Below are 22,962 nucleotides of genomic sequence, written 5' to 3'. Positions count from 1 at the left end.
ATGGATTTATTAGATAAATATAAAGAAGCATGGACTAATCAACCAGAAGATGCTAATAAATACTCGGCTAAAGAAATTTATAATTTAGCCCACTCAAAATCATCATCTATTGTAAAATGGATTTTTATTATTGGTATTTTAGAGTTTGTACTTTGGTCTGGTTTAAACTTTTTTATGCCAGAAGATTTTTATAAAATATATAAAGATCTAAATTTAATGACTTTTATTAATATTTTTACTGTAATTCATTATTTAATTATTGCTGCTTTTCTTTCTTTATTTTACAGAAATTATAAAAGAATATCTCTTGTAGATGACACTAAAAAATTAATAAAAAGCATTTTAGGAATTAGAAAATCTGTAAAATACTATGTTGTCTATAATTTAGCAATCGTATTTTTAATTAGTATAATTGTAAATATTACAATGTTTTCTGATACCGATACTTTAATGAAAACTATGAATCCAGAAAATTTAACAATGGATATTAACCACGTTCTAACCATAACAATTATTGGTCAAGTAATTGCATTGGTTATTATATTAGTATTTCTGTGGTTGTTTTATAAACTGCTTTATGGAATATTACTTAGTAAATTATATAAAAACTACAAAGAATTAGCTAAATTAGATAATTAAAAGAATTAAAAAATATGAGCTTTTAAAAGCTCATATTTTTTAATTCTTTTAATAAAATTGTATGCATTTTATTGGTATAATCTAAATGAGTAACAATTCTTATTTTTCCTTCTCCCATAGGCGTTAGCAAAATATTTTTAGCTTCCATTTTTTTGATAAATTTTGAATCTCCAATTTTCTTATCAACATAAAAAATAACAATATTTGTTTCAATCGGTTCTACTTTTGTAACATAAGAAACAGCTGCTAATACCTCTCCAATTTCTTTTGCTTTTTTATGATCTTCTGCCAATCTTTCTACATGATTATCTAAAGCATAAATGCCAGCTGCAGCTAAAAAACCAATTTGTCTCATTCCTCCACCTAACAATTTTCTAAGTCTTAAAGCTTGTTTGATATCTTTTTTAGAACCTAATAAAAGAGAACCTATTGGCGCTCCTAACCCTTTAGATAAACAAATAGAGATTGTATCAAATAAAGCTCCATATTGTTTTGGAGTTTCATTTTTTGCAACTAAAGCATTAAATAAACGTGCGCCATCTAAATGAAAACCTAAATTATTTTTTTTAGCTACTTTCTGTATTTTTTTTATTTCTTCATAATCCCAACAAGCACCTCCGCCTTTATTTGTAGTATTTTCTATGCAAATTAATTTTGTATATGGCAAATAAATTTCGGGTTGTACAGCTGCCATTTCTTCAATTTGATTAGCCGTAAACATTCCTCTTTCACCATCTACTAACTTACAAGTAACTCCAGAATTAAAGGCTACTCCACCACTTTCATAATTATAAATATGTGCATATTTATCACAAATTACCAAATCTCCAGGCTGCGTATGCAATTTTATTGCTGTTTGATTTGCCATTGTTCCTGAAGGAAAAAACAATGCGTCTTCCATACCAAACATTGCAGCTGCTTTTTCTTGCAACTTATTTACTGTTGGATCCATTTTAAAAACATCATCGCCAACTTTGGCGTTTATCATTGCGTCCAACATTCCTTTTGTTGGTCTTGTAACTGTATCAGAAATTAGATCTATTATCATTTTTATTATTCTTTTTTGTAAACACTAATTTTACTTATTACAAGTAATTATTTTCGTAAAATTAGAGTAATTCGTATAATTTGCATCTAGTAATCATTACCAATTGGAGAACCATCTGGAATTTTTAGTGCTTCTGTTTTTTTGAAAGATGTAGGATTTTTAATAAAATCTTCAATCTTTTTAAGCATTGTAATATTATATATTTTCTGTGTTCCTTTAGATTTTTTATTTTGAATAATTGATTTTATTTCATCCAATTTAAAAAACACAATTGCATTAACTTGTTTATATTGATTTTGATTACTAGCCAAATCAAATAATTGCTGTAAAACTTGATTATTTATAACATTTTGCAACTCTTGATAATATGAATCTTTATAACTTTTTCTGATGGATTTTAAAATTAATTCATCTATTAATTCTTCTAAACCTAATTGAGTTTTATCTAAACTTTTATGCGCTATTAATCTTGATGCTCTTTGCGAATTTAATAATAAACCTAAAGTCATTTCACTTGCTGTTTCAACGGCAGAAAACGCATCAAACTCTACTCCTAACTCACTTTTAAAAGATTCACGAGTTCTACCATAACCAAAAGCTCTTGGTGGAAAAAGTGCTAATTTTTCTTTCGGAATTGCAATTTCATCAACATTAATTGTTTTTAAAACTGCTTCTAAAGCCTTTCTTTCTATTGCGCCAGAAACTCTTTTTACAACTGTTTGATTTCCGCCTTTTACAGCATAACTATATTCTAAACCGCCAATAATTTTCACAGCAGCTTCTGTTTGAAAACGATGTAAAAAGTACAACGGAACAAATACATCTTCCAACACAGAATAAGGTTCATTTGATTTGATATTATCCGTAGAAAAGTTATCAATTGCTATTTTTCTGATTTTTAATAGATTGTTTAATTCATCATAAATATTGTTTCCATTATCCCATAAATGAGCAGAAATACTTGCACTTCCTTGAGATCTTGCATCAGCATCTGACAAATATTTTAAGCCACTTTCATAGGCATTTATCAAAATTTTATTCAATTGTTCATCCTCATTTTCAGCATCTTTAAATTCCTGATAAGAATAGGCAACAATCACTTTATCCCAAGCTCCAATTTTTGTGTCATACGCATCAGAAAAATCAATTTTATCATCTTTTAAGGTAAACTTTGGATGTGGATAATCCATCACAGAACTTCTATTTACAGTACTTGCAGCAAAATTATGCGCAAATCCTAAAGTGTGTCCAATTTCGTGCGCCGATAATTGTCTAATTCTTGCCAAAGCCATTTGTAAAGCAAAATCATCATCCGTAGCATTATTTTTATAAGGTGCTTGCAAAGCTTGAGCAATTAAGAAATCTTGACGAATTCTTAAACTTCCTAAACTAACATGACCTTTTATAATTTCGCCAGTTCTTGGATCAGAAATACTTCCGCCATAACTCCAACCTCTTGTAGATCTATGTACCCATTGTACCATATTATAACGAATATCTAACGGATCTGCACCTTCTGGCAATAACTTCATTTGAAAAGCGTCTTTGTAACCAATTGCTTCAAAAGCTTGATTCCACCAACGACCACCATCTAATAATGCAGAGCGAATTGGTTCTGGAGTTCCTCTATCTAAATAATAAATAATTGGTTCTTTTGCTTCAGAAATTGCTTCATTTGGATTTTTCTTTTCCAAGCGATGTCTGTAAATAAAGCGTTTTGTAATTGACTCGTTTACAGGCGTTGCATAATCTAAATAAGACATTCCGTAACTTCCAGAACGCGTATCAAATTTTCTGGGTTTGTATTTATTATCTGGCAATTCTACAAATGAATGATGCTGATGAACTGTAACCAAACTAGCATTTGGAGTTACACTTCTTATATTATATCCTTTTGGCGAACCTTTAAAAGTTAGCATAATATCAAACTCAACATTTTTAGGAAACGCTTTTGTTCTTTCAATATTAAAGGCAGATTTGCTTTTATCTAAGCTATAATTTCCTTGATTATTTCTTGCTAATTTTGATGCAACTCCATGCGCATCTCTCATAAAAAAATCGGTTGCATCTACTAAATACATTCCTTTTTTTTCTTGCTTGATAACAAAACCGTGTAAAACCGATTTAGCAAATGCTTCTTTTACAGATTTTATTTCTTCACTATTTTTGGTAATTGCTCTATAATCTTGATTTGGCTGAATTAATAAAATCTTATTCCCCGCCTTTTTAAAATGAACTACTACTCCGTCTCCTAATTGACCTCGATCTAAACCAATATCGTTAGATCCAATTCCTTCGGATAATGAATTTACATATAGAAAATCCGCATCTAAATTTTCAATTTGAAGAAATATTTTATCAGAAATATCATCATAATAAAAAGTAAAATACCCTTCATATTTTGAAATTCCTTTTTGTAAATTTTTTCCTGTTTTTTCAGTAAAAAATTGAGAAAATCCGTTAAAAGAAATCGTAATAAATAGTAAAAAAAGTAGCTTATTTTTCATGTTTACATATTTTTTATAAAACTATAAAATAACTATCAGCTTTAAAAACTTGAAATCCTAAAAATTCATTTATTTTTGTACAACTTATGATTACACAAGACCAACTTAAAGATATTGCTACAAGAATTGAGAAACTAAAATCTTATTTAGAGATTGATAAAAAACTCATAGAAATTGCTAATGACGAAGAAAAAACGGTGAATCCTGATTTTTGGAACGACCCAAAAGCTGCAGAAGTTTTAATGAAGGAACTCCGTTTTAAGAAAAAATGGGTAGAAGATTATAGAAAAGCAATTACATTAAATGAAGATGTAAATGTTTTGTATGAATTCTACAAAGAAGGTGAAGTTGATGAAGCAGAAATTGAAGAACAATTTGAAAAAGTAAGTACTTTTTTAGAAGATATAGAATTTAAAAACATGTTGTCTGATGAAGGTGATTCTTTATCTGCAACCATTCAAATTACTGCTGGCGCAGGAGGAACAGAAAGTTGCGATTGGGTAGAAATGTTGTTTAGAATGTACACAATGTGGGCAGAAAAACAAGGTTTTAAATTAAAAACGCTCAATTATCAAGCAGGAGATACAGTTGGAATTAAAACAGTTACTGTAGAAATTGAAGGCGATTATGCTTTTGGATGGTTAAAAGGAGAAAATGGCGTTCATAGATTGGTAAGAATTTCGCCTTTTGATTCTAATGCAAAACGTCATACAACATTTGGTTCTGTGTATGTTTTTCCTGTTGCAGATGATTCTATAGAGATTGATGTAAATCCTGCAGATATAGAAATTGTTACTGCGCGTTCTAGTGGTGCTGGAGGTCAGAATGTGAATAAAGTTGAAACAAAAGTTCAATTAACGCACAAACCAACAGGAATTCAAATTCAATGTTCAAATTCACGTTCTCAACACGATAATAGAGCAACTGCAATGAAAATGTTAAAGTCTCAATTGTATGAAATTGAGTTACAAAAACAACAAGCTGCAAGAGATGATATTGAGGCAAATAAGTTAAAAAACGAATGGGGAAGTCAAATAAGAAATTATGTAATGCATCCTTATAAATTGGTAAAAGATGTAAGAACTGCACACGAAACAGGAAATGTAGATGCTGTTATGGATGGAAATATAAATCCGTTTTTAAAAGCATATTTAATGCTAAATGGGCAGAAGAAAAGCCCATCTTAATCTTCCCAAAGGAAAGAAACACTCTCATAGACAAAGCATTATGAATAACATATATTAACTAGGGTAAAATTAAAAAAAATAAAATGGACAAAACAGAAAAGTTCTCCCCTTTGGGGGAAAGGGGGCTTCAAATATACCACAATCCACGTTGTTCTAAATCTAGACAAGGTGTTGAAGTTTTAGAAAATTCTGGAAAAGAATTTAAAATTATTAAATATTTAGATGCAATTCCGTCAGAAAAAGAATTGACAGAAATTATTAAATTATTAAACATCTCTCCTATTGATTTAGTTAGAAAAAACGAAAAAATCTGGAAAGAGAATTATAAAGGAAAAGAGTTATCAGACAAAGAAATTATTTTGGCTATGATTCAAAACCCAAAGTTAATTGAGCGCCCAATTATCATCAATAATAACAAAGCAGTTATTGGTAGACCATCAGAAAATATCTTAACGATTATTTAAGTTTATTTTATCATATTTCTTTAACTTTTCTTTAACTAAGTTAGATTAAACTTAGAGGGAAATTTGTTGTCTTAAATTTAAATAAAACCAACTCGTTTTGATAAAAAAAATTACGCTTCTTTTTTGTTGCTTATTTTCGGCAACTTTGTTGTTTTCACAAAAACCAATAAAACCTAATACAGTTACTTTAAAAGGTACAGTTATAGATGCAAAAACAAATCAACCTTTAGAATACGCAACCATCGTTTTAAAAAACTTACAAACAGAAAAAGTTACAGGTGGAATTACAGATGAAAAAGGAAGTTTTTCTGTACAAACCCCAAAAGGAACTTATGATATTAGTATTGAATATATATCCTTTAAAACAAAAAGAAATCTAGCACAAGAAATTACCGAAAATAAAAACTACGGAATTATAAAATTAGAAGAAGACGAAAGCAGTTTAGATGAAATTGTAGTTATTGCAGAAAAATCTTCTGTAGATATTCGTTTAGACAAAAAAATATATAATGTTGGTAAAGACATGACCGTAAAAGGTGGTAATGCTGCTGATGTTTTAAATAATGTGCCTTCTGTTGATGTGGATGCCGAAGGAGCAATAAGCTTACGTGGAAGCGAAAATGTTCGTATTTTAATTGATGGTAAACCCTCTGCTTTAGTTGGTTTAAGTGGCGCAGATGCTTTAAAACAGTTGCCTTCTGATGCTATTGAAAGAATTGAAGTTATTACTTCGCCATCTGCAAGATATGATTCTGAAGGAACTGCAGGAATCTTAAATATTATTTTAAGAAAAGGAAATGCAACTGGCTTTAATGGTTCTGTAAGTGCTACTGTTGGTGACCCAAAAAACTACCAAACTTCTGTAAATTTAAATTTAAGATCAGAAAAAATAAATTTGTTTTCAAATTTTGGTTATAGCGATAATACAAGTCCAGGAGTTTACAACTCTAATATTACTTATTTAAAAGATGCCGTTATCGATAGTACAAGAATAGAAAATAGAGATAATAACAACAATAGAAAAAGCTTTAACGCAAACATTGGTTTAGAGTATTTTTTAAACAAAAAAAGTTCTGTTACAGGTACTATTTTTGTAAGAGATTCTGATGGTAGAGATATATCTACAAATAACATTAGTTCTTTTGATGTTTTAGGAAATAATTTAAACAACTCTACTCGTATTCAAAATGAATCAGAAATAGATAAAACACTTCAATTTTCTTTAAATTATACAAATAACTTTAATGATAAAGGCCATAAATTAACAGTTGATTTACAACACAGTACAAATAAAGAAAATCAATCTGCAATAATAACAGATGTTTATCCAGAAACAAATACTACAGACGAACTTTCTCTAGACAACTTATTACAAGCAGATTATGTTTTACCAATTGGAGAAAATTCGCAATTTGAACTTGGTTATCGAGGAAGTTTTGAAGACTTAACATCAGATTATTTAGTAAATGCACCAAATTTAGATCCAAGATATGATCCTTCTAATAATTTAGAATTCAAACAAAATGTAAACGCTTTTTATACACAATTTGGAAGTAAAATAAATAAATTTTCATATTTATTAGGTGTAAGAGCAGAAATGACAAACATTGATATCAATTTGGTGAATACAAGTGAAAGCTACACTAAAAATTATACAAACTTTTTTCCAACGGTAAACTTCGGTTATGAAATGACAGAAGATCAAAGTTTTACTTTAGGTTATAGCAGAAGGTTAAGAAGACCAAGATCTTATTATTTAAATCCTTTTGAAAGCAGAGAAAGTGAAACTGTTATTTTTAAAGGAAATGTAGATTTAGATCCAACTTATACAAACTCTTTCGATTTAGGATATTTAAATAGATGGGGTAAATTAACCTTAAATTCTTCTATTTATTATCAACATTCTACAAACGATATAGAACGAGTAAATAGCCAAGAAATTAGAATTATTAACGGTAAGGAAACAAACGTTTTAGTAAGACAACCAATTAATTTAGCATCAGAAGACAGAGCTGGTTTTGAGTTTACAGCCAACTATAATGCTAGTAATAAAGTAAAACTATCTGGTAGTTTTAACTTTTTTCAATTTGAAACAAACGGAGATTATACTTATAATGTAACAGATCCAATTACAAATGATGTAACAAATATTATTCAAAATTTTGATGCTAAAAACAATTCTTGGTTTACACGTTTTGATGCAAAAATTACACTTCCTTGGGATATTCAATCGCAAACAGGAATCTTTTACAGAGGCGCTAGAAATGAAGCACAAAGCGATGTAGATGGCATTCTTTCTGTAAATTTAGCTTTTAGTAAAGAAATATTAAATGACAAAGGAACCTTAGTTTTAAATGTTAGCGACCTTTTTAACTCAAGAAAATATAATGTTACTGGGTATGCGCCAAGTAGAGAAAATCCTACAAATATTACAGATCAAACTTTTCAAAGAAGAGTACGTCAAGTATCTTTAAACTTTTCTTACAGGTTTAATCAAAAGAAAGCTCCAGAAAAAAGAGGTTCTGGCGAAAGAGAAGAAGGTGGCGGAGATGAATTCTAGGAATAATTTGGGCGTTTTAACGGGCTTTACGCTGCAATCTTTTGTTATCACAAAAGGATTTCCACTGCAATCCCTAACGCACTCATTCAATTCCAAAAAAAATGCTCGCAAATTGCGAGCATTTTTTTATATATTTTGTTTAAAAACTACTTTCCTTCAGCAGCTTTTCTAGCTTCTTTTTTTAGTTTCATATTTTCCCAAATTGTACCACCTATCCAATAAGGAACCACAAATGTTAATAAGAAAATTAACAACCAAAAACCAGCTGTAAAAATAAACATGAATAAAACTAATCCTGAAAATTCTGAAAAATCTAACATTTGTAAGTATTTGTAAATAATTATAATCGCAAAAATAATATTTATTTTTAAATTTTACTATCAAATTTATTTATTTTTCATTTACCCTACTCAAATTATAGAAATATTAACATTTTTTGCACTTTTAAAACATAAAAAAAGTTATAATTTATAGTGCAAATATCACTTTAGTTATTTATATGTTCGCCTTTATTTTCGTAAATTTGTTTGTATAAAATTACAATCAAAATGACAAAATACAGAATTGAAAAAGACACAATGGGGCAAGTAAACGTACCTGCTGACAAATACTGGGGCGCACAAACAGAACGCTCAAGAAACAACTTTAAAATAGGTCCTGAATCTTCTATGCCAATAGAAATAATTTACGGTTTTGCGTACCTTAAAAAAGCTGCAGCATATACAAATTGCGAATTGGGTGTTTTAACATCAGAAAAAAGAGATTTAATTGCACAAGTTTGTGATGAAATTTTAGAAGGTAAATTAGATGATCAATTTCCTTTAGTAATTTGGCAAACGGGTTCTGGTACGCAATCTAACATGAATGCAAACGAAGTAATTGCAAACAGAGCACAAGAACTTGCTGGTAAAATTATTGGTGAAGGCGAAAAAGTAATTCAACCAAATGATGATGTAAATAAATCGCAATCATCTAATGATACATTTCCTACAGGAATGCACATTGCTGCTTACAAAAAAATTGTAGAAACTACAATTCCTGGTATTACACAATTAAGAGATACATTAAAAGCAAAATCAGAAGCATTTAAAGATGTTGTAAAAATTGGTAGAACGCATTTAATGGATGCTACGCCACTTACACTTGGTCAAGAATTTTCTGGTTATGTTGCACAATTAAACTTCGGTTTAAAAGCATTAAACAACACTTTAGAGCACTTATCTCAATTAGCTTTGGGTGGAACCGCAGTTGGTACTGGTATGAATACACCAGCAGGTTATGATGTTTTAGTTGCTAAATATATTGCACAATTTACAGGTTTACCTTTTGTTACTGCAGAAAATAAATTTGAAGCTTTAGCTGCACACGATGCATTAGTAGAAACGCATGGCGCTTTAAAACAAATTGCAGTTTCTTTAAATAAAATTGCAAACGATATTAGAATGATGGCTTCTGGACCAAGATCTGGAATTGGAGAAATCATAATTCCTGCAAACGAGCCAGGTTCTTCTATTATGCCAGGTAAAGTAAATCCTACACAATGTGAAGCAATGACAATGGTTGCTGCACAAGTTATTGGTAATGATGTTGCTGTTACTATTGGTGGTGCTCAAGGTCATTACGAATTAAATGTTTTTAAACCAGTAATGGCTTCAAACGTTTTACAATCTGCGCAATTAATTGGCGATGTTTGTAAATCTTTTGATGTAAATTGTGCTGCAGGTATAGAACCTAATCATGCAAGAATTACAGAATTAGTAAACAATTCTTTAATGTTAGTTACTGCATTAAATACTAAAATAGGATATTATAAAGCTGCAGAAATTGCAAATACTGCACACGCAAACGGAACAACTTTAAAAGAAGAAGCGGTACGTTTAGGCTATGTAACGCCAGAACAATATGACGAATGGGTAAAACCAGAAGAAATGATTGGAGCGTTAAAATAAAAAACATTATTTTTACAGAATCTAAAAAGCTGCATACATTATGCAGCTTTTTTTAGCTAAAAGAAGTAATCACCCTAATAGAAAATGAAGATGAATAATCACGAAGAATTTATGAGTGAGGCTGTAAAAGCAGCTTTAAAAGGAATGAGTAATAATGAAGGCGGACCTTTTGGTTGTATTGTTGTAAAAGACGGAAAAATTATTGGTAGCGGAAATAACAAAGTTACTTCTACAAACGACCCAACTGCACACGCAGAAGTTACTGCAATTAGAGATGCTTGTAAAAATTTAGAATCTTTTCAGTTAGATGGTTGTATCATTTACACTTCTTGCGAGCCTTGCCCAATGTGTTTAGGCGCAATTTACTGGGCAAGACCAGACAAAGTGTATTATGGAAGCAATCAAAAAGATGCTGCTGATATTGGTTTTGACGACGAATTTATTTATAACGAAATTCCGTTGCCTTACGAAAAAAGAAGTATTCCTTTCGAACAAATTGGTAGAGAAATTGCTTTAGAACCTTTTATAAAATGGTCTGAAAAACAAGACAAAATTGAATACTAAATTAATTGAAACCTCACAAAAGTGAGGTTTTTTTTTGCTTAAAAAAAAGGGTTTTTAATGTTTGCTTTTTTTAATAGAAATATTTATTGAAAAATGCTAACTTGGCTAACTTGTGATGTAATTCATTAAAACGACATCATTTCAGTATAACGTTGCCAAAAACTGTACTCCATCAAACTCTGAAAAATAAAATTTGAAAAAATAGTGAGATATTACGATTATTTTATAGACGGTTTAAATTTATTATTAGATTATATTATCACAAATTATCTGGTTATAATAGGTTTTATTTTGTTTGTATTAGGAATTAAACTTTTCTTAAAAATTACTGAAAGAAAAAAATTAGATTCTAATTCTGAAAATGTAATAAATGAAATAAGGACTCTTGATAATTATTGGATGTACTGTTTATTTTCAATAATCTTGGGAGCATATCTAATCATTAAAAATGTTTAGACTTTTTAAAATCTACTCAAACTTCGAAAAATAAAATTATGGAATTCTTACTCAAAATCTGAATTGAGCAAGTTTGCGGAATTGAGTAAAGTGCGAAAAATCTAAATCGCGGAATTTACACAAACTCTGAATTAAAAACTTGGTGGAAAAATCACTCAAAAGTTGAATTTTGAAAAACTGGAAAAATTAAAAATACAAAATTATGAATATAAAAAAACAGCTATTTGAGGCAACACCATTTATAAAAAATCGCTAAATTAGTACTTAAATAAAGATGGTTGCTTTTTTGTTACGTCTGATTTTCCTACGGAAAATCCTCGCACACAAAACCGCAACTTTCCATAAACAAACACGCTAGCAAACATTAAACCCAAAACTATGAAAAAAATTTACTTTTTAACAACATTATTTTTATTGACCAACATTAATCTCATTGCACAAACTATCGATGTAATAACACAATTATCAAGCCCTAATGCTATAGAAATAGACGGAGACAACCTATATATTGCTGAATTTGACGGAAATAAAATTTCTAAAATTAATATTACAAATAGTTCGCCAGTTGCCGTCGACGTAGTGACAAACTTAAATGGACCATCGGGAATAATTCTTATTGGAAATTACCTATATATTGCAGAACTTAATGGAAATAAAATTTCTAAAATTGACATTACCAATAATTCATCTACAGCTATAGATGTTGTAACTGAATTAAACCGACCTGTACAAATATTACTAAATGGAAATGATTTATATATTGCAGAACTTGGTGGAGGTAAAATTTCTAAAATTGATATTACTGACAGCTCTCCAACAGCCATTGATATTATAACAGATTTAAATAGACCACAAGGAATGATACTTAATGGAAATGACTTATATATTGCTAATTCTGGAGATCACAAAATTTCTAAAATTAACATTACAGATAGTTCTCCAACAGCTATTGATGTTATAACAGAATTGAGTTCACCAACAGGATTAGCACTCAACGAAAATGACTTATATATTGCAGAATTTAATGGAAATAAGATTTCTAGAATTAGCATTACAGAAAGCAATCCAACAATAAAAGAAATTGTAAATGAATTAATTGGACCTACTGGTTTAATAATTAATGGAAATGAAATGTATATTAATGAATTTACTGGTAATAAAATATCGAAAATTGATTTAGCCACACTCTCCATAGATAATTTTTCTTTATTTAATAATCTAAAAGCATCGCCTAACCCAACAAATAATTTTCTTCAAATTTCAGGGTTAACTAAAATAGAAAATTACAAAATTTATAATATTTTAGGAGCAGAAATAAAAAAAGGAAGTATTTATGAAAACCAAAAAATTGATGTTAAAAATCTAATAGGTGGAATTTATTTCTTGAAACTTGAAAATGGAAGTTCAATTAGATTTATAAAAGAATAAAAAACGTTTGCTAACGTGTAAACTTTATTGCTAGTTATAGCTCACTTTGGAAATTCCTTCGGAATTTCAGCATTCGTGTTTTATTTAGTAAATTCACTGTTTAATCAACGCAGCAAAGCTTATAGAACAAAGTTAGCTAATGATGTTTTAGTTTTCTAGCTATCTTGTGAAAATCAATAAAAAAACCTACTATTAAATCAACAAAATACTGACCTAAAAAGTCAGTTTTTTTTATAAAAAATCTAAAAACTGTGATATTTATACAAACAGGTTTAATTCTCATAAAAACCAGTACTTGCTCCTACCCAAGTTTTGTCTTTATTGTATTTAACACCAACCATTTCTCCTTTGGTTAATCGTATTAAATTATTTACGATTTCTGTTTTGTTAGTTTTAGAATTATGCAACATCATCATTCTAATTTCACATTTTGCAGGTTCATCCATGGTTTTTATAATTGGAGCGTACACAACTTTTTCTTGCAATAAATAGTTTGATGTATTTGTAATTTCATCAATCATTTTACGAGTTACATGAATCTGAACTCCTGCGCCTGCAAAAGAATACAATGGTTTTAAAACATAGTTTTCTAGATCTTCAGGTATTGTTTTTAAAGCATTTAAATAATACGATTTTGGCACAAATTCTCCTTTTAATAAAGGCATTGTGTATTTGCTAATTCTGTAAAACCAATTCGGATGACCAATCCATTCGATATCAACTTCATCTAAAAAATTAAACTCTCTTTTTAAATCATCTCTTTGAAATAATTCATCAAAAATAATTCTATTGTAAATTTTTAAAATTTTAATTTCTTTGCCTTCATCATCCAAATAAAAAAGTGCTTTTCCTTTTTTAATCAGCTTAGAAATACATAAAACTTTAATGTCTAATTTTGCTGCAGTTGCATAAAAATCAATTGCTGTAGCTTGTTTTTCAGGTTCAATTTCTAATAAAATTACTTGCTTTGCATTTGTATCTCCAACAATTTCTTGTCGTAGTAATTCTAGATTTTCTTGGTTTGTGATTCCGTTTACAAACTGAGAATAATTTTCTGGAATTGCATTTTTAAAATGTTTACGATACTTTCTACCTAACAATTCTTGAAAAAAATAAATAGAAGGAAAACCCTGTAATTCAATTAACTTAGGCACTAAATTCCCGTTTTCATCTTTACAAATTCCGAAATCTAATTGTAAAAATTTTGCATTGTCATCCTCATTTGGCACAATAGTATTCTTGTCAAAAAAAGCACCATTTGTTAATTCTTTAAAATTAGGTTGATTGATTACAGCCATAATTTCTGTGCAAGCATCAATTAATTTAACCTTTAAATCTTTAGGAATAAAAACAGGCGTTTCTGATACTCTAAATTTAGGAACACATTTAAATTCGTTAGTTATTTCTTGAAGAAAATTTTGATATTTTTCTTCGGTAAACTGTTCATTATAAAGACTTCTATTTTTATCGATCATCTAAAATCAAGAATGTATGGGTTGTTTAATATTACGAATTGCTGTAGTTATAAATTTTGGTAAAACAGTATTATAGGTCATAATTATTTTATCAGGATCATCAATTGTATCCATTAATTGATTATATTTTGTTTCACCAAAATTTTTAATTATTTTCTGTTTTGTTTCTTCTAAAGAAAAATAAACTTTCATACTTATTGGATCTGCTTCTGGATGAAATTGTGTACCAATAAATTCATCAGAAAAACGAACAGCCATAATTGCGCGCTCTAATTTTATATGAGTTCTTATTTTTTCTAAACTCAAAATTGATGCTCCTCGTTCTTTAAAAACTTTTAAATTTGGTTGAATCAATTGCCAATCTCTAGAATCTACAGCATAAAACGGATCGTTTAATCCGTCTAAAATTGGGTCTTTCAATCCTTTTTTAGTTTTATGAATTGGTAAAGCTCCAAATGAAGTACTTTTTCTCAATTTTATTTCTCCCAATCCAAAATAATTACACATCACTTGAAAAGAATAGCAAATAAAAAATACATGTTTTTTAGAACCCAAACTTTTAATATTATGATCCCAAAGTTGCTGCATTAAATATAAATATGGTTTTCTCCAATTTTCTTCTTCTAAAGGACTTCCTGGACCACCACTTGAAATATAAATATCAAAAGAAATATCTGGGATTTCTTGCTTCGCTCTAACATTAAAAACTGTAATATCTACTTCGCTACTAAAAAAATCAGCAATTTCTTTAATGCAACGCAAACCTTGATTTGGCTCGTCGTTATTCATATCTAAAATGGCTAATTTTAATTTTTCTCTTTTCATTTAATCAAAAAATTATAAACCTAAAATAGTTCGTTCTGTAATAAAATCTACTACTTTTTTTAAGTCTTTCGTTTCTTCAAAAACTTTAAGTTGCCTGTCTGCTCCTGTTCCGTTTTTTAATATTTCAAAAACGTATTCTACTTCTTTTCTTGAACCTAATTCATCTAAAACATCATCAACAAATTCTACAACTTCTCGCATTAAAAATTTTGTCTCCATTTCTTTTTCTAAACCAAAATCTATCATTTTTCCGTCAATCCCATAACGTCCTGCTCGCCATTTATTTTCATTAATAAGCGCTCTATGATAAATCATAAAGTTTAAATTTTGAGTTCTTAATTTATATAATTTAGCCGCTAAAGCTTGTATTAATGCAGCAATACAAACAGTTTCATCGATAGTCAATGGCACATCACAAATTCTAACTTCAATTGTTGGAAAAACAGGATGTATTCGAATATCCCACCATATTTTTTTAGGATTATCTATACATTTTGTCTTCATCAAAAGATTTACATAGTTTTCATATTGGGTGTAATTATCAAAAACACCCGGAATTCCTGTTCGTGGAAACTTATCAAAAACTTTAGATCTATACGATTTAAAACCTGTATTTCTACCTTCCCAAAAAGGTGAATTTGTAGACAACGCATATAAATGTGGTAAAAAATAACGCATGGCATTTACAATATGCATTGCCATATTTTTATCTTCAATTCCCACATGAACATGCAAACCAAAAATTAAATTAGATCTGGCTGCATCTTGTAATTCGGTTATAATTTCATCATAACGTGGATTTGGCGTAATTAACTGTGTTTCCCATTTAGAAAAAGGATGCGTACCTGCGGCTCCTATTTTAAAACCTAAATCATTAGCAAACGTAGAAATCGATTTACGTAAATGCGTAATTTGCTCACGAGCATCCTTAATATCATAACAAATATTTGTACCAACTTCCACAACAGCTTCGTGCATCTCTGCCTTAACTTGGTCATTTAAAACCTGAGATGCATTAATTACAATTTGCTGATCATGAGAAATTAATTCTCTAGTAACTGGGTCTATTACTTGATATTCTTCTTCTATACCTAATGTAAATTTCATACGTAATTGTTCATGAAAAAAGTAGTTTTTAAAAAAACTTACAAATAACGCTCTTTTATAATATTTAAGTGATGAATTTGATGCCCAGAATATAAATATCCTAAGGCTCTAACAGACATTTTGTTTCCAGAACCAACACCAATTCTTAAAAAAACTTCATCAGAAAAACTTTTAAAAAGCAAAATAGTACTTTTTCTTAAAACGGACATTTCATCTAATAAATCCTCGTAATCTCTTGTGTTAGCATTGCAATTATTTGCAAATAAATCTTGATCAAAACCTGGCAAAGAAGTTTGGTCGTTTCTAGCAAAACACAACGCTCGGTAATTAAAAACACGCTCAGTATCAATAATATGTTGTATCAATTCTTTTAATGTCCATTTACCTTCTGCGTATGCAAAATTTTGTTTTTTTGATGGAACATTTCTTAACACAGCATCAAATTCTTTTTGAGAATCAATTAAGTTTTCAATAATAGATTTATTATTATTTTCAATAAGTTGAATGTATTGTTTGTAATAAGATGCGTACTCGTTTTCTGGAATCATTTCAATAGATTTATGTATGTTTGTTACCATTAATTTAATCATTTTTTATGACAAAATTATTCACTAATATAAAAGAATTAATTCAAGTTAGAGAAGCTTCTGTACAAAAAGTTTCAGGTACAAAAATGAACATTTTACCTACTTTAAAAAATGCTTTTTTATTGATAGAAAACAATATAATTAAAGATTTTGGTTTGATGGATGAAATTCCCAATTTTTCTGCGGATGAAATCATCGATTGTGCTGGTAAAATGATTTTACCAACTTGGTGTGATTCACATACACATATTGTTTTTGCTGGCAACAGAGAACAAGAATTTGTAGACAGAATTAAAGGTTTATCTTATGAAGAAATTGCGAATAAAGGCGGTGGAATTTTAAATTCAGCTAAAAAATTACAAGCAACTTCAGAAGAAGAGTTATACCAACAATCTGCAAAAAGATTAAACGAAGTAATTGCTTTAGGAACTGGTGCTATTGAGATAAAATCTGGTTACGGATTAACTTTGGATTCAGAACTTAAAATGTTACGCGTAATTAAAAAACTCAAAGAAAATTACAACATTCCTATCAAAGCAACTTTTTTAGGAGCTCACGCAATTCCAACTGAATTTAAACATAATAAAGAAGGATATATCAATTTAATTATTGATGAAATGTTGCCAAAAATTTCATCAGAAAATTTAGCCGATTTTGTAGATGTTTTTTGTGAAGTTGGTTATTTTTCTGTGGATGATACAGATCGAATTTTATCAGCGGCAAAAAAATATAATTTAATTTCTAAAGTGCATGTAAATCAATTTAATAGTATTGGCGGAATTGCAATTTCCACAAAACACAACGCTTTATCTGTAGATCATTTAGAGGTTTTATCTGATGATGATTTAGCGCAATTAAAAGCATCAGAAACAATGCCTGTTGCCCTTCCCTCCTGTTCTTTTTTCTTGGGAATTCCGTTTACGCCAGCAAGAAAAATTATAGATGCAAATTTACCTTTGGCTTTGGCAACTGATTACAATCCTGGTTCAACGCCATCTGGAAACATGAATTTTGTTGTTGCAACTGCTTGTATAAAAATGAAAATGACACCAGAAGAAGCAATTAATGCTGCAACAATAAACAGCGCTTTTGCCATGAATCTATCCAACAAAGTTGGAAGTATTACAAAAGGAAAATTAGCAAACTTTTTCATCACCAAAGAAATACCTTCCTACGGATTTATTCCTTACAGTTTTGGGTCAAATTTAATTGATGAAGTATATATTAACGGAAACAAATTTTAATGTTTTATAAAACTATTTCACGCCTTAAATTTCTTTTAAGAGCTACAAATCAGCATGGAGTTCACTCTCCTTTTGTGTATGATTTTGTTACCAAAGGATTGTATAAAAAAGAAAATAAAGTACTTGATTTTAAAGAATATTCAGCACTTAAAAAGCTTTCTAAAAAAGAAAAAAAAGTATTCTCAAAAATTGTTTCCTATTTTAAAATTGATGAAATTTATTCTGATTTTAAAACTTTTAGTTCTAATTCTGATAATAACTTTAAAATACTATTTATCAATTTAATAGGTAAAATAAAAATATCAGAATTAAATACTTTAAACTCAAAACATATTATTGTTGTTCACGGAATTTATCAGCAAAAAGAAACAACTCTAAAATGGCGAAAAATCATCAAAAATAAAAAAGCAACAGTAAGCATTGATTTATATTATTTTGGATTAATTTTCTTTAGAAAAGAACAAGTTAAAGAACATTTTAATATAAGAGTTTAAAACTTTGTAACTTTGCTTATTCACGAACTTTGAAACTCATTTAAATGAAAATATATACAAAAACCGGCGATGCAGGAACTACAGCATTATTTGGTGGCACAAGAGTAAAAAAATATAATTTACGCATAGAAAGTTATGGTACTGTAGATGAATTAAATTCTTATGTTGGCTTAATAAAAGACCAAGAAATTAACAGTGCTATTAAAGAAACTTTGTTGATAATTCAGAATGAATTATTCACATTAGGAAGTATGTTGGCAACTCCGCCAGAAAAAGAAACATTAAAAAACGGAAAAGAGAGATTAAATATTCCTAAAGTTGATGAAAATTCTATTCTTTTTTTGGAAAATGAAATTGATAAAATGGAAACAGAACTTCCTCAAATGACTCATTTTATTTTACCTGGAGGACATCAAGCTGTGTCATTTTGTCACATTGCAAGATGTGTTTGTAGACGCGCAGAACGTTTATCTGTAGAGCTAAATGACCAAGAAACTTTAAATATTGACATTTTAAAATATTTAAACAGACTTTCTGACTTTCTTTTTGTGTTGGCACGAAAGTTGTCTAAAGACCTACTAGTAGAGGAAATTAAGTGGATTCCCGAAAAAAAATAGTGAAGTTCTTTTTTTATTATGTTATATTTCTTAAAAAAGACTTGCGTAATTGAGTAAAAAAATTATTTTTGCACAAAATTAAACAATTAAGAAATGTATTGGACATTAGAATTAGCATCTTATTTAGCAGATGCACCTTGGCCAGCAACCAAAGACGAGTTAATAGATTACGCAATTAGAACTGGATCGCCGTTAGAAGTAGTAGAAAACCTACAAGATATGGAAGATGAAGGTGATGCATACGATTCAATTGTTGAAATTTGGCCAGATTATCCTACAGAAGATGATTATCTTTGGAACGAGGATGAATACTAAATAAAATAATAAAAATATAAAAAGTCTCTAAAGAGGCTTTTTTTTTGTTTTCTTTTTGACTAGAATAAAATATTTTTTTTCGAGTTTTTAAAAACTTGATATACAGTAAAATAATAAAGCTATATTTTAGCTTATAAACCAAATAATACAATGAGCATTTTAGATTCAGTTATAAAACTTTTTGTGGGTGACAAACAACAAAAAGATTTAAAAATTTTACAACCAATAGTTGAAGCAGTAAGAAAGTTTGAAACAGAAATTTCTAAACTTTCTCACGACGAATTAAGGGCAAAAACGCAAGAATTTAAAGATAAAATTAAAGCTGCAACTAAAGAATTTGATTCTAAAATAACCACTTTAGAAGATGAAGCTAAAAATGCTGATATTGACAGACAAGAAGATATTTATTCTGAAATTGATACGTTAAAAGACGAAGCTTATAAAGTTTCTGAAGAAACCTTATTACAAATTATGCCAGAAGCATTTGCTGTAATTAAGGAAACTGAAAAACGTTTTAAAGAAAATGAAGAAATTGAAGTTACTGCAACTCCTTTTGATAGAGAATTATCTGCAGAAAGAGATAATGTTACTTTAGAAGGCGACAAAGCTTTTTGGGCAAATTCTTGGGATGCAGCAGGTAAACCTGTTACTTGGGACATGGTTCCTTATGATGTGCAATTAATTGGTGGTTCTGTTTTACACCAAGGTAAAATTGCAGAAATGATGACTGGTGAAGGAAAAACATTGGTTTCTACTTTACCCGTTTATTTAAATGCTTTAACAGGAAATGGAGTTCACCTTGTTACTGTAAATGATTATTTAGCAAAACGTGATAAAGCTTGGATGGGACCAATTTTTGAGTTTCACGGCCTTTCTACAGATTGTATTGATTATCATCAACCAAATTCTGATGCTCGTAGAAAAGCATACAATGCAGACATTACTTACGGAACAAATAACGAATTCGGTTTTGATTATTTACGTGATAATATGGCAAGTTCTAAAGACGATTTAGTACAAAGACCGCCAAACTATGCAATTATTGATGAAGTAGATTCTGTTTTAATTGATGATGCTAGAACTCCGTTAATTATTTCTGGTCCTGTTCCGCAAGGAGACAGACATGAATTTAACGATTTAAAACCTTTAGTTGCAGATTTAGTTGCCTTACAAAGCAAACACTTAATTGGTGTTTTAGCAGAAGCTAAAAAATTAATTGCAGACGGAAATACAAAAGATGGAGGTTTTCTATTGTTAAGAGTTTACAGAGGTTTACCTAAAAATAAAGCCTTAATTAAATTTTTATCACAAGAAGGTAACAAACAAATTTTACAAAAAACAGAAAATTATTACATGGCAGACAACAATAAGTTGATGCCAGAAATTGATGAAGATTTGTTATTTGTTGTTGAAGAAAAAAATAATCAAATTGATTTAACTGATAAAGGAATTGCTCTTCTATCAGAAAAAACAGAAAATGATAACTTCTTTGTTTTACCAGATATTGGTGTAAAAATTGGTCAAATTGATACTGCTGATACAACATCAGAAGAAAAAGCAGCTCAAAAAGAAGAATTATACAAAGATTTTAGCATCAAAAGTGAGCGTATTCATACAATGAATCAACTTTTAAAAGCATATACTGTTTTTGAAAAAGATGTTGAGTATGTTGTAATGGATAATAAAGTAATGATTGTTGATGAACAAACGGGACGTATCATGGATGGTCGTCGTTATTCTGATGGATTACACCAAGCAATTGAAGCGAAAGAAAATGTAAAAATTGAAGACGCAACTCAAACTTTTGCAACGGTAACTTTACAGAATTACTTTAGAATGTACAGAAAACTTTCTGGAATGACAGGAACTGCTGTTACAGAAGCTGGTGAATTATGGGAAATTTACAAATTAGATGTTGTAGAAATTCCTACAAATAAACCAATTCAAAGAGATGATAAAGAAGATTTAGTTTACAAAACTGCACGTGAAAAATACAACGCAGTTATTGAAGATATTGTAAAATTAGTTGAGCAAAACAGACCCGTTTTGGTTGGTACAACTTCTGTAGAAATATCAGAATTATTGGGTAGAATGTTACAAATGCGTAAAATTCCACATAATATTTTAAATGCAAAATTACATAAACGTGAAGCAGATGTTGTTGCAGAAGCTGGTAAACCTGGTATTGTAACGATTGCAACAAACATGGCTGGTCGTGGAACAGATATTAAGCTTACAGATGAAGTTAAAAAAGCTGGTGGTTTAGCAATTATTGGTACAGAAAGACATGATTCTAGACGTGTAGATAGACAGTTAAGAGGACGTGCAGGAAGACAAGGTGATGTTGGTTCTACTCAGTTTTATGTAGCTTTAGATGATAATTTAATGCGTTTATTTGGTTCTGACAGAATTGCCAAAATGATGGATAGAATGGGCTTAAAAGAAGGTGAAGTAATTCAGCATTCTATGATTACCAAATCTATTGAAAGAGCACAAAAGAAAGTTGAAGAAAACAACTTTGGTATTCGTAAACGTTTGTTAGAATATGATGATATCATGAACGCACAACGTTCTTTTGTTTACAAAAGAAGACGTAATGCTTTAGACGGAAAACGTTTACAAGTAGATATTGCAAACATGATTTATGATACCTGCGAATCTATCATCAACAGTAATAAACCTGTAAAAGATTTTCAAAATTTTGAATTTGAATTGATTCGTTTTTCTTCTACAACTTCTCCTTTTACAAAAGAAGAATTTGAGAAATTATCAGAAAAAGAATTAACTGATAAATTATATGATGTTGTAAGTGCACATTACAAGAGTAAAATTGAAAGAAATGCAGTTTTAGCTTTCCCTGTAATTAAAGATGTTTTTGAAAATGAAGGCGATAGATATGAAAGAATTGTAGTTCCTTTTACAGACGGAACGAAATCTTTACAAGTAGTCACCAACTTAAAAGAGGCTTATGAAAGTGAAGGAAAAAGCTTAGTTACAGATTTTGAAAAGAACATTACTTTAGCAATTATTGATGAAAACTGGAAAGATCATTTACGTCAAATGGATGAATTAAAACATTCTGTACAAAATGCATCTTATGAGCAAAAAGATCCTTTATTGGTTTACAAATTTGAAGCTTTTGAATTGTTTAAGAAAACAGTTGATGAAATTAATAAAGAGGTTTTATCATTCTTGTTTAAAGGTGAATTACCAGAACAAAATAGAGATCAAATTTCTGAAGCTAGAAGTCAAAAAAGAGAGCGTTTAAATACCAGCAAAGCTGATGTTCAAAACTCTACAGAACAAGCTATTCAAAACTCTAAAAAGCAACCACAAGAACCTGTTGAAACAATTGTAAGAGATCAACCAAAAATTGGTAGAAATGAAAAAGTTACCATTAAAAATGTAATGAGTGGCGAGCAAAAAGAGGTTAAATTTAAACAAGCTATTCCTTTAATTGAAAAAGGAGAATGGGTTTTGGTGAATAACTAAAAAG

General features: G+C 29.4%; 19 protein-coding genes. 12 read left to right on the top strand and 7 right to left on the bottom strand.

The features are described from left to right. A complete protein-coding gene (locus BLT70_RS05735; RefSeq protein WP_091892514.1) occupies positions 1-639 on the top strand; it encodes a hypothetical protein in 639 nt (212 codons plus the stop codon). 22 nt (positions 640-661) lie between these two features. Here the strand turns inward: BLT70_RS05735 and BLT70_RS05730 are convergent, their stop codons facing one another. Both BLT70_RS05730 and BLT70_RS05725 read right to left on the bottom strand, forming a co-directional pair. Then, positions 662-1,687, bottom strand: coding sequence for a low specificity L-threonine aldolase (locus BLT70_RS05730; protein ID WP_091892512.1), 1,026 nt, complete (start codon positions 1,685-1,687; stop codon positions 662-664). 86 nt (positions 1,688-1,773) lie between these two features. Then, positions 1,774-4,194, bottom strand: coding sequence for a zinc-dependent metalloprotease (locus BLT70_RS05725; RefSeq protein WP_091892510.1), 2,421 nt, complete (start codon positions 4,192-4,194; stop codon positions 1,774-1,776). Positions 4,195-4,280: 86 nt separating this feature from the next. On the opposite strand from BLT70_RS05725, the gene prfB reads away from it, so the two are divergent. The 3 genes from prfB (at position 4,281) to BLT70_RS05710 (ending at position 8,405) form a co-directional block, all read left to right on the top strand. Continuing rightward, the gene (gene prfB, locus BLT70_RS05720; protein WP_091892508.1) at positions 4,281-5,381 is read left to right on the top strand and encodes a peptide chain release factor 2; all 1,101 of its coding nucleotides are present in this window, start codon (positions 4,281-4,283) and stop codon (positions 5,379-5,381) included. Positions 5,382-5,464: 83 nt separating this feature from the next. Beyond that, on the top strand, positions 5,465-5,845 hold the full coding sequence (gene arsC / locus BLT70_RS05715) for an arsenate reductase (glutaredoxin) (protein ID WP_091892506.1): 381 nt from the start codon (positions 5,465-5,467) through the stop codon (positions 5,843-5,845). Between the two features lie 97 nt (positions 5,846-5,942). Continuing rightward, positions 5,943-8,405, top strand: coding sequence for a TonB-dependent receptor (locus BLT70_RS05710; RefSeq protein WP_231962834.1), 2,463 nt, complete (start codon positions 5,943-5,945; stop codon positions 8,403-8,405). Positions 8,406-8,551: 146 nt separating this feature from the next. On the opposite strand, the gene BLT70_RS17230 is transcribed toward BLT70_RS05710, so the two are convergent. Next, the gene (locus BLT70_RS17230) at positions 8,552-8,725 is read right to left on the bottom strand and encodes a hypothetical protein (protein ID WP_036821348.1); all 174 of its coding nucleotides are present in this window, start codon (positions 8,723-8,725) and stop codon (positions 8,552-8,554) included. A 228-nt stretch (positions 8,726-8,953) separates the two neighbouring features. Here BLT70_RS17230 and fumC point away from each other — a divergent pair, with 228 nt between their 5' ends. The 3 genes from fumC to BLT70_RS05690 all read left to right on the top strand — a co-directional run bounded on the left by fumC (position 8,954) and on the right by BLT70_RS05690 (position 12,802). After that, on the top strand, positions 8,954-10,354 hold the full coding sequence (fumC, locus tag BLT70_RS05705) for a class II fumarate hydratase (protein ID WP_091892504.1): 1,401 nt from the start codon (positions 8,954-8,956) through the stop codon (positions 10,352-10,354). A gap of 90 nt (positions 10,355-10,444) precedes the next feature. Beyond that, complete coding sequence (locus BLT70_RS05700; protein WP_091892502.1) at positions 10,445-10,918, top strand: nucleoside deaminase; 474 nt, start codon at positions 10,445-10,447, stop codon at positions 10,916-10,918. Positions 10,919-11,752: 834 nt separating this feature from the next. Continuing rightward, complete coding sequence (locus BLT70_RS05690) at positions 11,753-12,802, top strand: T9SS type A sorting domain-containing protein (RefSeq protein ID WP_091892499.1); 1,050 nt, start codon at positions 11,753-11,755, stop codon at positions 12,800-12,802. A 272-nt stretch (positions 12,803-13,074) separates the two neighbouring features. On the opposite strand, the gene BLT70_RS05685 is transcribed toward BLT70_RS05690, so the two are convergent. The 4 genes from BLT70_RS05685 to BLT70_RS05670 are packed head-to-tail and all read right to left on the bottom strand — an operon-like array spanning position 13,075 to position 16,799. Further along, positions 13,075-14,277 carry a hypothetical protein gene (locus BLT70_RS05685; protein WP_091892497.1) on the bottom strand — a complete coding sequence of 401 codons (1,203 nt, stop codon included), beginning with the start codon at positions 14,275-14,277 and terminating at the stop codon, positions 13,075-13,077. Between the two features lie 6 nt (positions 14,278-14,283). Beyond that, positions 14,284-15,102, bottom strand: coding sequence for a type 1 glutamine amidotransferase (locus BLT70_RS05680; protein ID WP_091892495.1), 819 nt, complete (start codon positions 15,100-15,102; stop codon positions 14,284-14,286). A gap of 12 nt (positions 15,103-15,114) precedes the next feature. Then, positions 15,115-16,209, bottom strand: coding sequence for a carboxylate-amine ligase (locus BLT70_RS05675; RefSeq protein ID WP_091892493.1), 1,095 nt, complete (start codon positions 16,207-16,209; stop codon positions 15,115-15,117). Between the two features lie 38 nt (positions 16,210-16,247). Then, positions 16,248-16,799: a DinB family protein gene (locus tag BLT70_RS05670; RefSeq protein WP_231962832.1), complete on the bottom strand. Its 552-nt coding sequence runs from the start codon at positions 16,797-16,799 to the stop codon at positions 16,248-16,250. A gap of 5 nt (positions 16,800-16,804) precedes the next feature. Here BLT70_RS05670 and hutI point away from each other — a divergent pair, with 5 nt between their 5' ends. The 5 genes from hutI (at position 16,805) to secA (ending at position 22,958) form a co-directional block, all read left to right on the top strand. Then, positions 16,805-18,040, top strand: a complete 1,236-nt coding sequence (gene hutI / locus BLT70_RS05665; RefSeq protein WP_091892491.1) for an imidazolonepropionase — start codon at positions 16,805-16,807, stop codon at positions 18,038-18,040. After that, the gene (locus BLT70_RS17320) at positions 18,040-18,534 is read left to right on the top strand and encodes a hypothetical protein (protein WP_091892490.1); all 495 of its coding nucleotides are present in this window, start codon (positions 18,040-18,042) and stop codon (positions 18,532-18,534) included. The genes hutI and BLT70_RS17320 overlap by 1 nt, the downstream gene beginning before the upstream one ends. Before the next feature lie 44 nt (positions 18,535-18,578). After that, positions 18,579-19,151 carry a cob(I)yrinic acid a,c-diamide adenosyltransferase gene (locus BLT70_RS05655; RefSeq protein WP_091892488.1) on the top strand — a complete coding sequence of 191 codons (573 nt, stop codon included), beginning with the start codon at positions 18,579-18,581 and terminating at the stop codon, positions 19,149-19,151. A gap of 93 nt (positions 19,152-19,244) precedes the next feature. Beyond that, positions 19,245-19,466, top strand: coding sequence for a DUF2795 domain-containing protein (locus tag BLT70_RS05650; protein WP_091892486.1), 222 nt, complete (start codon positions 19,245-19,247; stop codon positions 19,464-19,466). Between the two features lie 150 nt (positions 19,467-19,616). Then, on the top strand, positions 19,617-22,958 hold the full coding sequence (gene secA / locus BLT70_RS05645) for a preprotein translocase subunit SecA (protein ID WP_091892484.1): 3,342 nt from the start codon (positions 19,617-19,619) through the stop codon (positions 22,956-22,958). The last annotated feature ends 4 nt before the right edge of the window (positions 22,959-22,962 follow it).

This window comes from Polaribacter sp. KT25b (assembly GCF_900105145.1).
Classification (GTDB): Bacteria; Bacteroidota; Bacteroidia; order Flavobacteriales; family Flavobacteriaceae; genus Polaribacter.
This window is presented reverse-complemented; position numbering and strand designations above follow the sequence as displayed.